The 15065-nt window shown below is 60.7% G+C and carries 11 protein-coding genes; 7 read left to right on the forward strand and 4 right to left on the reverse strand.

Annotated elements, in window-relative coordinates; all coding sequences use genetic code 11:
• Positions 1-11 precede the first annotated feature (11 nt).
• From kdpB to OZ428_RS10000, 4 genes are all read left to right on the forward strand, one after another.
• On the forward strand, positions 12-2069 hold the full coding sequence (gene kdpB / locus OZ428_RS09985) for a potassium-transporting ATPase subunit KdpB (RefSeq protein ID WP_269133264.1): 2058 nt from the start codon (positions 12-14) through the stop codon (positions 2067-2069).
• Positions 2070-2207: 138 nt separating this feature from the next.
• Complete coding sequence (kdpC, locus tag OZ428_RS09990; protein ID WP_038844521.1) at positions 2208-2753, forward strand: potassium-transporting ATPase subunit KdpC; 546 nt, start codon at positions 2208-2210, stop codon at positions 2751-2753.
• A gap of 30 nt (positions 2754-2783) precedes the next feature.
• Positions 2784-5435 (forward strand): sensor histidine kinase, encoded by a 2652-nt coding sequence (locus tag OZ428_RS09995; protein WP_061435819.1) that lies wholly within the window; start codon positions 2784-2786, stop codon positions 5433-5435.
• 37 nt (positions 5436-5472) lie between these two features.
• A complete protein-coding gene (locus OZ428_RS10000; RefSeq protein ID WP_010211910.1) occupies positions 5473-6162 on the forward strand; it encodes a response regulator in 690 nt (229 codons plus the stop codon).
• A gap of 6 nt (positions 6163-6168) precedes the next feature.
• On the opposite strand, the gene OZ428_RS10005 is transcribed toward OZ428_RS10000, so the two are convergent.
• Positions 6169-7206, reverse strand: a complete 1038-nt coding sequence (locus tag OZ428_RS10005) for a patatin-like phospholipase family protein (protein ID WP_038844524.1) — start codon at positions 7204-7206, stop codon at positions 6169-6171.
• A 216-nt stretch (positions 7207-7422) separates the two neighbouring features.
• On the opposite strand from OZ428_RS10005, the gene OZ428_RS10010 reads away from it, so the two are divergent.
• The 3 genes from OZ428_RS10010 (at position 7423) to OZ428_RS10020 (ending at position 9395) form a co-directional block, all read left to right on the forward strand.
• On the forward strand, positions 7423-7701 hold the full coding sequence (locus tag OZ428_RS10010; RefSeq protein WP_003172685.1) for a hypothetical protein: 279 nt from the start codon (positions 7423-7425) through the stop codon (positions 7699-7701).
• Between the two features lie 44 nt (positions 7702-7745).
• A complete protein-coding gene (locus tag OZ428_RS10015) occupies positions 7746-8507 on the forward strand; it encodes a CHAD domain-containing protein (RefSeq protein ID WP_269133265.1) in 762 nt (253 codons plus the stop codon).
• Positions 8508-8597: 90 nt separating this feature from the next.
• Positions 8598-9395 carry an acyl-CoA thioesterase gene (locus tag OZ428_RS10020; RefSeq protein WP_269133266.1) on the forward strand — a complete coding sequence of 266 codons (798 nt, stop codon included), beginning with the start codon at positions 8598-8600 and terminating at the stop codon, positions 9393-9395.
• 2 nt (positions 9396-9397) lie between these two features.
• Here the strand turns inward: OZ428_RS10020 and OZ428_RS10025 are convergent, their stop codons facing one another.
• The 3 genes from OZ428_RS10025 to OZ428_RS10035 all read right to left on the reverse strand — a co-directional run bounded on the left by OZ428_RS10025 (position 9398) and on the right by OZ428_RS10035 (position 14988).
• The gene (locus OZ428_RS10025; protein ID WP_010211905.1) at positions 9398-9760 is read right to left on the reverse strand and encodes an Mpo1-like protein; all 363 of its coding nucleotides are present in this window, start codon (positions 9758-9760) and stop codon (positions 9398-9400) included.
• Positions 9761-9899: 139 nt separating this feature from the next.
• Positions 9900-10313, reverse strand: a complete 414-nt coding sequence (locus tag OZ428_RS10030; RefSeq protein ID WP_269133267.1) for a hypothetical protein — start codon at positions 10311-10313, stop codon at positions 9900-9902.
• Positions 10270-14988 (reverse strand): RHS repeat-associated core domain-containing protein, encoded by a 4719-nt coding sequence (locus OZ428_RS10035; protein WP_269133268.1) that lies wholly within the window; start codon positions 14986-14988, stop codon positions 10270-10272. The genes OZ428_RS10030 and OZ428_RS10035 overlap by 44 nt, the downstream gene beginning before the upstream one ends.
• Positions 14989-15065: the final 77 nt, after the last annotated feature.

A 15065-nucleotide genomic window follows, 5' to 3' on the forward strand; every position in this document is an offset into this window, starting at 1 on the left:
GGGATATGAAAATGAATATGCCTGCAAAAAACGCGGCACCGGTGCAAATCCAGGAACCCGCTAAAACCGCCATCTCCGCCCTGTGGCGCCCGGCGCTGGTCCAGGCGTTCGTCAAGCTGGATCCGCGTCAACTGCAACGCTCGCCGGTGATGCTGGTGGTCGAATTGACCGCCATCCTTACCACCGTGCTGTGCTTCGTGCCTGACACCGCCGTGCCCACCTATGTCGCGGTGCAAATCGCGGTCTGGCTGTGGTTCACCGTGCTGTTCGCCAACTTCGCTGAAGCCTTGGCCGAAGGGCGTGGCAAGGCGCGTGCCGACAGCCTCAAGGCCGGCAGCGAAGGCTTGAGCGCTCGTCGCAAGGAGGCCGATGGCAGCTTCAAGGTCGTGCCGGCCACCAGCTTGCGCAAAGGTGATGTGGTGCGCGTGGCCGCCGGGGAAATGATCCCCGGTGACGGCGAAGTCATCGAAGGGATCGCGGCGGTCAACGAAGCGGCGATCACCGGCGAATCCGCACCGGTGATCCGCGAGTCCGGCGGCGACCGTTCGGCCGTCACCGGCAACACCCGCCTGGTGTCGGACTGGCTGCTGATCCGCATCACCGCCAACCCCGGTGAGTCCACCCTCGACCGCATGATCGCGCTGGTCGAAGGCGCCAAACGCCAGAAAACCCCCAACGAAGTCGCGCTGGATATCCTGCTGATCGGCCTGACCCTGATCTTCCTGTTGGTGGTGGTGACCTTGCAACCGTTCGCGCACTTCGCCAATGGCAGCTTGCCCCTGGTGTTCCTGGTCGCACTGCTGGTGACGCTGATTCCTACGACCATCGGTGGTTTGCTGTCGGCCATCGGCATCGCCGGTATGGACCGCCTGGTGCGCCTCAATGTGATCGCCAAGTCCGGCCGTGCCGTGGAAGCGGCGGGTGACGTGCATGTGTTGCTGCTGGACAAGACCGGCACCATCACCTTCGGTAACCGTCGGTGTGCGGCGGTGGTCGCGGCGCCGGGCGTCAGCGGCAAGGAAGTCGCCGAGGGCGCGTTGTTTGCCTCTCTGGCGGATGACACGGCGGAAGGTAAATCCATCGTCGAATACCTGCGCGCCTTGCACCCGCAGGCCGAGCCCTCTGCGGATGAGTTGACCGCGGTGCCGTTCAGTGCGGAAACCCGATTGTCCGGTGTTGACTACCAGGGCCGTGTGTTCCGCAAAGGTGCGGTGGATTCGCTGCTCGCTTTCATCGGCCAGCAACGCCGCGACTTGCAACCGGCATTGTCGCGGGAAATCGACAAGATCGCCCAAAGCGGCGGCACCCCGTTGCTGGTGTGTGCCGATGGCAAGTTGCTCGGTGCGATCCACCTGAAGGACGTGGTCAAGCCCGGCATCCGTGAACGTTTCGCCGAGCTGCGCAAACTGGGTATCCGCACCGTGATGGTCACTGGCGACAACCCGCTGACCGCTGCAGCGATTGCGGCCGAAGCGGGCGTGGACGACGTGCTGGCCGAAGCCACGCCAGAGAAAAAACTCGCGCGCATCCGTCATGAACAGAACGACGGTCGCCTGGTGGCAATGTGTGGCGACGGCGCCAACGACGCCCCGGCGCTGGCCCAGGCTGACGTCGGCATGGCCATGAATGATGGCACCCAGGCCGCCCGCGAGGCAGCCAACATGGTCGACCTCGACAGCGACCCGACCAAGCTGCTGGACGTGGTGCAGATCGGCAAGGAATTGCTGGTCACCCGTGGCGCACTGACCACCTTCTCCATTGCCAACGACGTGGCCAAGTACTTCGCGATCCTGCCGGCACTGTTCGCCTCGATCTACCCGCAACTGGGCGTGCTCAACGTGATGCACTTGCAGAGCCCGCAGAGCGCGATTCTCTCGGCCATCGTGTTCAACGCGTTGATCATCGTGGTGCTGATTCCGCTGGCGCTGCGCGGTGTGCGCGTGCAAGCGGCGAGCGCGGCGGCGTTGCTGCGGCGCAACCTGCTGATCTACGGGCTGGGCGGGATCCTGGTGCCGTTCGTGGGCATCAAGGCGATCGACATGCTGCTGACTGCGTTGCACTTGGTGTAACCCTAGCTGTTCTTTTGTGGCGAGGGAGCTTGCTCCCGTTGGACCGCGCAGCGGTCCCAAGCTCTACGGCTGCTACGCAGCCGAACGGGAGCAAGCTCCCTCGCCACAGGGTTTCTCGACTGAACTGAGGATTTGAATATGTCCAACATGATCCGCCCGGCCCTGAGCCTGCTGGTACTCATGACCCTGATCACCGGCGTCGCTTACCCACTGGTGGTAACCGGCGTCGCTCAAGTCGCCTTCCCGGACCAGGCCAATGGCAGCCTGGTGCGTGACGACAGCGGCAAGGTGCGTGGCTCCAGCCTGATCGCCCAGGACTTTACCGGTGACAGCTGGTTCCACCCACGCCCATCAGCGGGCGCTTTCGCGACGGTTTCCAGCAGTGCCAGCAACCTTGGCCCCAGTAACCCGGCGCTGGCGACGCGCATCTTCGATGACGCAAACAAGCAACTGGTACCCAGCCAGGGGCCCGTACCTTTGGCATCGCTGACTACCTCTGGCAGCGGTCTTGATCCACACTTGCCACCGCAGGCGATTGCCTATCAACTGGCGCGAGTGGCGGCGGCGCGGAATGTACCGGTATCGACCTTGCAGCGCTTGCTCGATGAGCACATTGAAAGCCCGCTGGTAGGGCCGCCGGTGGTGAATGTGCTGGCGCTGAACATGGCGCTGGAAAAGCTGTAACCCGATCAATACCTGAAGGACACTGCCCGCATGAGCGACTCCGGCCGCGCCGATGCCCTGTTAGCCGATCTGCCCCGGGACGGCCGTGGCCGGCTCAAAGTCTTCCTCGGTGCCGCGCCGGGTGTGGGCAAGACCTACGCCATGCTCCAGGCTGCGCACACTCAGTTGCGCCAAGGCGTGCGGCTGATTGCCGGCGTGGTCGAGACCCACGGTCGCGCCGAGACCGAAGCCTTGCTCAGTGGCCTGCCGCAACAGCCTTTGTTGCGCAGCGAATACCGCGGGGTGATGCTCGAAGAAATGGACCTCGATGGCCTGCTCGCCGCCAAGCCCAAGCTGGTGTTGGTGGACGAGCTCGCCCATAGCAACGCGCCCGGCAGTCGCCATGAAAAGCGCTGGCAAGACATCCAGGAATTGCTCGCCGCTGGCATCAACGTGTTTACCACGGTCAACGTCCAGCATCTGGAAAGCCTCAACGACCAAGTGCGCGGAATCACTGGCGTGCAGGTACGTGAAACCCTGCCGGACTGGGTGCTGCAAGAGGCCGACGAACTGCTGCTGATCGACTTGCCGTCCCGCGAGTTGCTGGAGCGCCTGCGTGACGGCAAGGTCTATGTGCCCGAACAGGCGCGGGCGGCTATCGATGCGTTTTTCACCCAGACCAACCTCATGGCCTTGCGCGAGCTGGCGATGCAAACCGCTGCTGCCCATGTCGATGACGATTTGGCCCAGGGCTATCGCCAGCTCGGCCAGGCCGCGCCGGCGGTGCGCGGTCGCTTGTTGGTGGGCGTGGATGGCGATGCGCAGGCCGAACGTCTGGTGCGTCATGCCAGTCGCGTTGCCCAGCGTCGGCATTTGCCGTGGAGCCTGGTGCATATCGATAACGGCCGTGCGCGGGATGAGCAGTCGCGACTGCGCTTGCAGAATGCTCAGCAATTGGCCGAGCGACTGGGCGGTGAGGTGGTGTTGCTGCGGGCGGGGGAGGTGGCCAAGACACTGATCCAGCATGCTGCTGAACGTCGCGCCAGCCTGTTGCTGGTGGGGCAGTCGCGGATGCGTTGGCGGCGTCGCTTGTTTGGCGGTGGCCTGGCCGCGCGGTTGTTGCGTAATGCGCGAGGCCTGGAAATCAACGTCCTCGACAGCGACGACATCCCGGCACCGCCGCGTTTGCCGGATGTGCGCGGGCTGGTGTGGTTCGACTATGCGCTGGCGGTGGTGGCGACGGTGGTGGCGGCTGCGGTGGCGTGGGCGGTGTCCAGCGTCTTGCCGCTGCCGAATATCTCGCTGGTGTTTCTCGCCGCCGTGTTGCTGGTGGCGGTGCGCAGCAGCCTGGGGCCATCGCTGGTGTGCGCGGCGTTGTCGTTCCTGACCTATGACTTTCTGTTTATCCCGCCGAATTTTTCCTTCGCCATTCAGCGCGAAGAAGATGTGCTGACCCTGTTGTTCTTCCTGTTGATGGCGGCGTTGACCGGCAACCTGGCCGCGCGTCAACGCCGGCAGTTGCAAGCGTTGCGCGATACCCAGGAGGAAACCAGCGAGCTGCTCGACCTGTCGCGCAAACTCACCGCTGCCACCGATCGCCAGGCCGTAGTCAGCGCCGCTGCACACCATTTGCAAGGCTGGAGCGACCTGGACCTGTGCCTGGTCAATCGCGATGGGCAGGGCGGTTGGACCATCGAGACCGGCGGCCCGCTGACACTGACCGAAGCCGAGCGCGCTGCGGCCGATTGGGCCTGGCAGCACGACCAGCCGGCGGGCATGGGCACCGGCACCTTGCCGTTCGGGCGTTGGTGGTGGTGGCCATTGTCGGGGGAGGAGGGCCCACTGGGTTTGCTCGGCGTCAGTCCCAAGCCCGGCCTGGAGTTGAGCGGACAACGCCGGCGTTTGCTCACGGCCTTGAGCCAACCCTTGGCCCAGGCTTTGGCACGGGCGCAGTTGGCCCAGGAGCTGGAGTCCGCTCGATTGCACGGCGAAACCGAGCAGTTGCGCAGCGCGTTGCTGGCGTCGGTGTCCCACGATTTGCGCACGCCGCTGACGTCCATGCGCGGCAGCATCGACAGCCTGCTGGCGCTCGGTGAAGCCATCCCGCTGGAGGATCGCCGCGAGTTGCTGGAAGGCACCCGCGATGAAGCTGAGCGCCTGGACCGCTATATCCAGAACTTGCTCGACATGACACGCCTCGGCCATGGCGCGTTGAAACTGGCGAGGGACTGGGTGTCGCCGGGCGATATTGTCGGCAGCGCCCTTGGCCGTCTGCGTGCAGTGCTGGCGCCGTTGCAGGTGAGCACCGATGTGCCGCCCGAGTTGCCGTTGTTGTATGTGCATGCCGCGTTGATCGAGCAAGCGTTGGTCAATGTGCTGGAAAACGCCGCGCGCTTTTCACCGCCGCAAGGTCGTTTGCAGCTGAGCGCCGGCGTTGCGGACAACCAGCTGTTCTTCGCCGTGGCCGATGAGGGGCCGGGTATTCCGGAAGACGAGCGCGCCAAGATTTTCGACATGTTCTACACCGCCGCCCGAGGCGATCGCGGCGGGCAGGGCACGGGCCTGGGTCTGGCGATCTGCCAGGGGATGGTCGGGGCTCACGGCGGGCATATCAGTGTGGCCGACGGTATTGACGGGCGTGGCACCTGCATCACCTTGTTCCTGCCGTTGCCGACACAGCCTGGCCTGGAGCGCGAGGCATGAGCTACCCTGTTTTCTTCACGGATTTTGATGGAACACCATGAGCCAGACCGCGACGATTTTGGTCATTGATGACGAACCGCAGATCCGCAAATTCCTGCGCATCAGCCTGGCCTCCCAGGGTTACAAAGTGATCGAGGCCGGCACCGGCAACGAAGGCCTGGCCCAGGCGGCGTTGAGCAAGCCGGATTTGCTGGTACTCGACCTTGGCCTACCGGACATGGACGGCCAGCAGGTGCTGCGTGAGTTTCGTGAGTGGTCGACGGTGCCGGTGCTGGTGCTGTCGGTGCGGGCCAGCGAAGGGCAGAAAGTTGAAGCCCTTGATGGGGGCGCCAATGATTATGTGACCAAGCCCTTCGGCATCCAGGAGTTTCTCGCTCGGGTGCGCGCATTGTTGCGCCAGGCGCCGGCGGGCGAAGCGCAGGAAGCGGCTTTGCGTTTTGGCCCGTTGACCGTGGACCTGGCCTATCGTCGGGTGCTGCTCGACGGCGCCGAAGTGGCGCTGACCCGCAAGGAGTACGCGGTGCTGGCCCAGCTGGCGCGGCATCCGGGGCGAGTGATTACTCAGCAGCAACTGCTCAAGGATATCTGGGGGCCGACTCATACCGAGGACAGCCACTACCTGCGCATTGTCGTGGGCCACCTGCGGCAGAAACTGGCGGATGATCCCACTCAGCCACGGTTTATCGTGACCGAGGCGGGGGTGGGGTACCGGTTGTTGAGTGCTTGACCGCTGTCAGCTCTGCTCACTTTCATACCGGTCCAACGTATCACTGGCGATTTCCCGCCCAAGCGCGATCAGCTCCGGCGCCTTGTAGAACTCGAAAAATCGGCACACCCGCTTCGGTACGTTGATCAGCACATCCGGCGGGTAACCGGCAATCTTGTACTGCGCCAGCGAGGTCTGCATCACCTCGAAGCTCTGGTTGATCAAATCCAGCAGTGACGCCGGGCCGACGTTATCGATGATGAACGAGCCGGTCGCGGATTTCGGTGCCCCCGGCTTTTCCGGTGCGGCAGCAGGCTGCTGGGATTCGGGCTCGGCCGACTCCAGCCACGGGTTGATCTCCGCTGCCTGAGCCTCCAAGGCTTCCTGCTCCAACTTCATTAATTGTTCGGCTTGCTTGCGGCGAAACGGCAGGTGCGAGCCGAGTGACTTGGCCAGGTTGTTGAAGCGGCTCTTGAAGGCGGGCGGGCGCTGGATCACCGGCAACTGGTAGTGCTTCTGGTTAGTGGCGTTGAGGTTGACCGCGATGATCAAGTCGCAATGGCTCGACACCACCGGCACGATGGGCAGCGGGTTGAGCAGGCCGCCGTCGACCAGCATGCGGTTGCCTTGCATCACCGGGGTGAACAGGCTGGGAATCGCCGCCGAGGCGCGCATCGCCTGGTGCAGGCAGCCTTCCTGGAACCAGATTTCCTGCTGGTTGGTCAGGTCGGTGGCGACGGCGGTGTAGGGGATGCGCAATTCTTCGATATTGATCTCGCCGACGATCTTGCGGATCTGACCGAAGACTTTCTCGCCGCGAATCGCCCCCAGGCGGAAACTCACGTCCACCAGGCGCAATACGTCGAGGTAATCGAGGCTTTCAATCCAGTTGCGGTAGTCATCCAGCTTGCCGGCGGCGTAGATCCCGCCCACCACGGCCCCCATGGAGCACCCGGCGATACAGGCGATGTCATAACCTCGCCGTTCAATCTCTTCGATCACTCCGATGTGCGCATAACCCCGGGCCCCGCCGGAGCCCAGCACCAAGGCAACACGTTTTTTCATGGTCCATGTCCTTCCCAAGGCAGGGTCCCACAATGCACCCATTGAGGGGGCGGCTTCAATCTTCGCGGACGGCCAGCGATATTTTTCCAGAATAGCCACAGTGCTCGGGTATGCTCTGGTCTGTAGGTACTATCGATTTCAGGCTAAGGACAGGCACTTTTCCATGTAGGCAACGTCTACAACGTACGACTGTTTTTTCTTTTTGAGGTGTCATCAATGAAAGCCTGGATGTGTGTACCTGTGATCATGCTGGCCTTGGCCGGTTGTGCCGGGAAGACCGCGTACCGCGACAGCTGCGGCAGCCAATTGGACGCTGCCTGGAAAGAGCTGGACCTGGCCAAGGCTGAAGGCTTTGCTGGCACGGTGAGCTACTCTAAAGCGTTGTCGCTGCTGACGGGCGCCAAGACCCAGCAACAATTTGAAGCGTTTGAAGGCTGCTCCAACAAGGCCGAGAAAGCGCGGTTCTATATTCGTGAGTCTCGCGCCGGGCGTTGACCTGCAGCAGCGAGTAGGATTTCTCATCAGACAGTGAGGGCAGGATGTCAGCTTTGGTCGATCAGTTAGTCGCTCAGGTCATTGGCCTGGAAGTAGGGTTACTGAGCTGCCAGGCTCGCCTCGCCGCCGTCACCGACGATGAAGCCCTGCATGACCTGCGCACCACCGTGCGCCGTCTGCGCAGCTTGTTGCGCCCATTGCGTGGATTGCCGGGAGTGGAACAGCTTGAATTGGCCGCCAGTACTGTCGGCCAACTGACGACGCCGCTACGCGACCGCGAGGTGCTGGCGGCGTATTTGCATCAGCATGGTTATCACGAAGCCGCCAACCGACGTCTGCGTCTGCAACCTGAGGCCTATCGCCAGGTGGCGCAAAGCCCGGAGCTTGCGCATTTGCTGCTGATCCTGGATGCGTTTCCCCGTTTCATCCGCGCGTCGGAGCATCAGAAATTGCTCAAAGGCCTGCGCCCACGCATTCAGAAACGTCTGGCCAAGCAATGGCAGAAACTCGATGAAGCTTTGAAAGACCCTGACCATGATCGCCATCGCCTGCGGTTGTTGATCAAGCGGGTGCGCTATGCGGCCGAAGCCTATCCCGAGTTGGACAAGCTGCCTACCAACGCGATGTCGCGCTTGAAAAAAGCCCAAGGCGCGTTAGGCGATTGGCACGATTGCTGGCAATGGCTGGCCCAGGCCGAGCATCAGGCGGATCTGCAACCTTGTGTTGCGGTGTGGCATCGCACCATGGCCAAGGCTGAAGGGCAGGCGGACCGCGTGTTGGACAAACTCAGCGCCGATTGTTTCTGAACCGGTCCGGCTTTTGGCCGGAATAGGCGCTGTACCTGGCGGGTCCGATGGTTAAGATCCCTCATCTGTTCCTTTTGATGTGAGACCGCCATGCGCTTTAGTGATTTGCTCGACGCCGCCCGTAGCAACCCGCTGGATGTCACCATCCCCGCCGAATGGGCCCAGGGCCGCGCAACCTTTGGTGGCCTGGTGGCTGCCTTGCAATACGAAGCCCTGCGCGCCCAGGTGCCAACTGATCGCCCGCTGCGGTCGCTGGCCATCACCTTCGTCGGCCCTGTAGCGCCGGACGTTCCTGCCAGTTATCAAGTCGAAGTGTTGCGCGAAGGCAAGGCCGTCAGCCAATTGCTTGGCCGTGTGGTGCAGAACGGTGAAGTGGCGACCCTGGTACAGGCCAGTTTCGGCGCGTCCCGTGAGTCGGAAATCGCGGTTGAAAGCGAAGCGCCGCCGGTGTTCAAACATTGGGATGAATGCCAGGAACTGCCCTACATCAAGGGCGTGACCCCCGAATTCATGCGCCACCTGGCGATGCGTTGGAGTGTCGGCGGCTTACCCTTTACCGGTAATAAATCCCGTGACATGGGCGGTTGGGTTCGCTTACGTGGAGATGTCAAAGAAGAGCCGCTGACTGAAGCGCATATCCTCGCCCTGGTCGACGCCTGGCCTCCGGCCTTGCTGCCGCACCTGAAAAAACCAGCACCCGGCAGCACCCTGACCTGGACCATCGAATTCATCCAGCCTTTGCAGGATCTGACGACCCTCGACTGGTGCCAGTACTACGTCGATATCGAACACGCCCGCGACGGCTACGGCCATGCCGCGGCCGCCCTCTGGAGCCCGACCGGCGAGCTGATCGCCATCAGCCGCCAGACCGTGGTGGTCTTCGCCTGACCTCAATGCCGGTGGCGCTGTCGCCAGGCACGCCACCAGCCGCCGCTTAATACAAAACGCGGAAAAGTCACGAACTGCTCGACCACCAAGCGTTGCACCGCATCTTTACGGTCACTGAACGGCTCGCTGGCCTCGGCTTCCAGGCTATGGCCATGACGCTGCAACGCCAAGCCGGCCAGGATCCCGACCACACCCACGGCAAAACTGGCCAGGCTCAAGCTGAAAACCCCGGACACGATCAACAGAAACCCGATGATGAACAGCGGCACGGCAATCAGGTGCAACGCCAAGTTGGTCGGGTGTTGGTGGTTCTGCGGGTAGTTACGCCATTGCCAGGCGGGGAGATTGGGGTGACGTTTGCCCATGATGGTGAATCCTCTGTCCGTTGAAATAGCATGGAGAGAGTTTAGGTGGGGTTGGGAGGAGGGGGCGAATTGGGGCTGGCTATGGGGGTCATAGCCAGCAAGCTCCTGCCATGTAAACAACTGCTCGATTTTCAGCTTTTCAGTGAAAGCTGGCGTCGATTCTTTCGACCGTTAATTTAACAAAACTCCCGTTCAGTTCTGGATGGTCATAATGTATGCCTTCGTCGCTCAGCGATGTGAAGGTGAGAAATCTATCGTCACAGAGTTCGCCGTAAAGGATGTAGGAATAGCCAGGATCTATCTTTTCGGCCAACACGCCGCTCGGCTCTACACGCTCAATTACGTAGTCGTCAGCAATGTTTATGGTCAGCTCCACATCATAGAATTTCCCAACTTCTATTTGATAGGGGCAGTAACTTATAAAGCAATTTATGACCGTCCCCTCTATGAGCAGAATAATGTCTTCGTCTATCTGATCATTGAGTGCTAAAACGCGCACTTTCTTATACTTATTTGCTGTAAGGCCTGATGGTTTTGTCAGAGGGGTCGCCATTTATCATCCTCCAGAAGTCTTTTCCGCTTTTGGTATGCAGAGTGGTTATATGGCCATTTGTATTCGATCCTGCAAACGCAAATTTGGCCTGCCCTGTCCTATTTGTTCCCATAAGTAAAACATAGCCGGTCGTTGGTGTGTCCCTATACAAATATTGCACAGGCGTACCATTGCTTACGACATGACGTGCAGCGAGTAAATATTCGTGACTATTTCCTACTCGAAATTCAGCCCCGTGCTTTTCGTAATGCTCGTTGAGTTTTTGCTCGCTGGCAAACTCTGTCGGACGCGTTGATACAGAAGGGGGACTGGGTTCACCTCTCGTTGCGGAGATGTTGTCTGATGGCTCTTCTATTCGAGCTTGCGATTTGCATGTGCCTCCCTCTGGGCAATTACTTAAGCCCAAAGGGTCAATCCAACCCGTCGGGTTGGTCACGTACTGGTAAGCATTGAGCCCACCCGCCAACTTCACCGGGTCCGGCGTCAGGTAGCGGCCAATATCCGGATTGTAGTAGCGATGACGGTTGTAGTGCAGCCCGCTTTCATCGTCGAAGTATTGGCCTTGGAAGCGCAGCGGGTTGTCGATTTTTCCTATGTCGAGGCGGCTGATTTCGCCATAGGCGCGATAATGCGCGGACCAGACGATCTCGCCATCAGAGGCGGTGAGTTCCTGTGGGGTGCCGAGGTGGTCTAATTGGTAATGGTAGGGCTTGATTTCTTTTGGGCCGAAGCCTTCCAGCATCGCCAACGGCCGGAAGCTATCGGGTTCGTAGAGGTAGCTGCGGTGGTGCTCCGCGTGGTGTTCGGCGATGAGCTTGTCGCCCTGCCAGAAGAACTCGGTGGTCATGCCATCCACGGTTTTGCTGATGCGACGGCCAAACGGGTCGTAGCGATAGCTGGCGGTCTGGCCGTTGGGTTTTTTAATGCTGATCAGACGATGCTGGCAGTCGTAGCGGTATTCGGTGACGAGTTGATGGCCTTTGCCGCGTCGTTCGCGGATGAGGTTGCCGAAGGCGTCGTAGTCGTAGTGGTGGTCGCCTTGGATCATCAGGCGATTGCCCGCCACGATGTCCGGACCGGGGCGGTCTTGCATGAGAACGTTGCCAGCCGGGTCGTGGCCGAAGCGTTCCTGCACGTCTTGGGAGTGGTCGGCGCGGGTCAGGCGGCCGAGTGGATCGTAGTGGTAGTGGTGTTCACCTTTGCGGGTGTCGAGCAGGCGGGTGAGGTTGCCGGATGTGTCGTAGTGGTACTGGCGCCGATAAATAGCCCCTTCGATATCGCACAGGCCGTGGTTGAACAGGCGTCCCTGGGCGTCGTACTGATAACTGCTGAGTAACTTTCCTTGGCCTCTTTGGTGTTCTCGACCTGCGTCAAATAGATGAGCGGTGAGCGCTTGGCCATTTACCTCGATCCTCTCGAGTTGGCCGCCTTTGGTGTGGTTGAACGCAACCCGGTTGTTGTCCGGCAGGCGTAGGTTGTTCAGCTGTCCGCAGGCGTCGTAGGTGTAGCGCAAGGTGCCCCAGCCTTGGTGTTCGGCGGTGAGACGGTTTTGGCTGTCGTACTCGTAGGCCAGGGCCCAGTGGCCGTCTTCGACGCTTAAGAGATTGCCTTGGCGGTCGTAGGCGTAATCGACCAGGTTGCCGTCGGGTAGGGTTTTTCTTACGAGTCGACCGGCATAGTCGCGCTCGTAGCGGGTGACCAACTGACTGCCTTCATCACCGTGTTCGGTCTTTTCCTGAAGGCTGCCGTTGAGGTCGTAGACGTAAGCCGTGCGCTGACCGTCAAACCCGGTTTCCTGTTGGATCAGGCCATTGGCGTGATACTGGAGCCGGTAGGTTTCGCCCACCTCGTTTTCGATCTCGGTGAGCAACAACCTGACGTTGTCGTAACGGTATTTGACCTGAGTGCCATCAGCGTTGATGCGACGGCTGATCAGGTGCAGGCCATCAGCGTATTCGTAGCGGGTGACCTGGCCGAGTTCATCGCGTTCGGAGGTGATTTTTCCGTATGGGTTGTAGCTGTATTCCCGTGTGGCACCGCCGGGCTGAGTCAGTTTCAGCAAGCGGCCTGCTGCGTCCCATTGATACTGGGTCAGCGCGCCATGCTCGTCCTCACGCGCAACTTGCCGTCCAAGATCGTCATAGCGATAACGCTTGATTCCTCCAGTCGGCAACTGCTCCTCAAGCAACTGCCCACGCTCATTCCAAACCAGCCGATGACAGCTGTGATCCGGCAGCCAAACCTGCGTCAGTTGCCCGAATTTGTTGTAGCTGTACTCAGTCGAATGGCCGTCAGGATCGGTCTTACGCGTAACGTCACCCTGATCATTACGCTCATACTTCCAAACCGCCTGACCCCGCCTTACAACCCGTACGAACCCATTGTCATGCTCGTAGGACGTTGGTTCATCGTCCCCCGGAAACAGCGCCACCAAACGTCCAGCTTCGTCGTACTGATACGCCGTAATCGCGCCCAGTGGATCCTGCTCAACCGTCAGCCGACCTTTCTCATCGTAGGATTTGAAGTGCTCAGCGCCATCAGGATCCACTCGCTGCACCAGCCGCGCCCGCTGGTCATGCACATAGACTTCCTGACTGCCATCGGCGTTAAACACCGTGACCTGGCCGTTATCGTCCCAGGCATAGCGCGTGTCCATCTGCGAGAAACTGGCCCAATGCCGGACACATCGCGCCGACTTACCAGACCTTTCCCACTCCCAGAAAAAACTCGCTCCACTGGCCAAGCCACGCTCAAGAATGACGTGCTGCTCGTCGTACCGATAAACCTCGTTTTCGCCTACCGCGTTGGTCGCAGAAACCAACCGACCCGACGCGTCATAGGCGTAGGCAACAACGTTCTGCTCCGTCACCCAGACAAACGGACCATCATCGACGGCCCGCTCAATCTGGTAGTCCACCGCCACAATGCGGCCCGACGCATAGCGCAAGAGCAGCGAACGCCCCACGCCGTTGTCCAGCCGCTCAATCTGCCCCAAGTAATTACGGAAAATGCGCAGTCGGTTGTCATACGCATCGCTGATCGCCGTCAGCACACCGTCACGGAAGTGGTAGAAACGTGACCCTTGAGACAGGACCAGTTCATCGGGTAAAGCGCCCAGATAAATCGCAGCTTCGGCCAGGCTATTGGTAATCGCCGGCCGAGAAACCGTGGGTAAGGGCAGGGTAGTCGTGCGGTTCTCATGATCCGTCCACACCACCGAATCACCGGACACACTCAGCCGATGCGCCAGCGAGTGACTCCAGCCAAACCCCAGCCCGCAGTCCACTTCCACTGCACTGGTGCGATACAGCCGCGTCCACTCAAACGGCAAGATCCCGTCCAGCGTGCCATCGGTGAGCGTCAGCAGCTCCTCGCCCGTGACCATCGACACCGGGCAGCCGTTGGTGACCGTCTTGTCCGAAGGCGCAGCCGTATCCCCAGCCGGGTTTCGAGCAGAAACAGGCACATCGTCGACAGGCTCCTGGCGCACCAACACCGTCCGCTGCCCAACCTTGTCGCGCACCACCGGCACCGGGTTGGCAACCACCTGATCCCCAGCCTTCAACGGAACATCCGGAATCGTCCGAATCGGCGTCGCCGAGCTACCCAGCAACATGAGCTTGGCCGCGTCGACATGCGCGTCCAACCGAGGCCCGACCAACTGATCGGCCAACATCTCAAGCCACTTACGCACCCGACCCGACTTGATAGGCCCCAACACCTGCATACCCAGCCGAACCTGTACCCCCATGCCCCGGGTCGCCCAGATCAAAAACAGATTGATCAGCACCTCGCCGGTAATCTCGCCCACCAGTTCATACATGTCCGGCGGCGGCAGCATGCGTATCCACGCGACCATCGCCGACAGATAGATGAACAACAGCGGCTCGTCGCTCAGCACCAGCAGGCCATGGGCGATGGCGTCCTTGCCCAGTTTCAGCAGCTCGTCCAGCTCGGCCTGGGTGATGTACTTCAGTAGCTTCTCGCTATTGGTCTTGAGGTCCGCCAACAGGTCGTACAGCTGTGTGAAATTGTCCCAGAGGTTGTAGAGCGCCTTGCCAATCCCACTCGCGAACGCCACGCCTTGCATCGCACTGCGCTCGAACGGCGTGGCGTTGGCGAAGTCGTTCCATCGCGGCTTGAAGGTCTTCGTCCATTCGTCACGCAGGCGTTCTTCCAGCCCGACGATCACCGACTGATAAGACGCATACAGCGCTTTGACGTGTGCATTGGAAACGTTGGGGTAAAAAGTGATCTGGTAACGCTGGTCGCGGATGCAATCGTTGATTTCAAGAATGCCGCTGGCGTCGATGGTTCGACGGATAGGGTCACCGAATGGCGTGCCGTCCGACCCGATGGCTTGCAGCATCACCGGCGTATTGCCGATGGGCACAAACCGCGTGCTTTCAAACATATGCACCAGGGTCAACGAGCCTTGGGCTTTGCAAACGGCCAGCGTGCGATGGGGCTCTTTGGAAGACGCCGGAGCGGCGAGGGACACGTCCTTGCCGACCTTGAATACCTGCTCCACCTCCAGCGCCGAGCCACTCCAGAAACTTTCGGCCCATTCGTCAAAGGCGTTCAGGCACGTGCGGAAATCACGCAGGACGCTTTCCACGTCCGGCTTTTCGGCATCCATAGGGGAGAGGACGAACTGCGCAATAACCGGAATCATGAAGCGGCCCCGTTGAGTGGGGCACAGGAAAGGTGCATCGGCGGTCCCTCGCGCTGATTGGTCAGGCGAGAGACTTT

The sequence above is a fragment of the Pseudomonas sp. GXZC genome, from assembly GCF_026967615.1.
Lineage (GTDB): Bacteria > Pseudomonadota > Gammaproteobacteria > Pseudomonadales > Pseudomonadaceae > Aquipseudomonas > Aquipseudomonas azotoformans_A.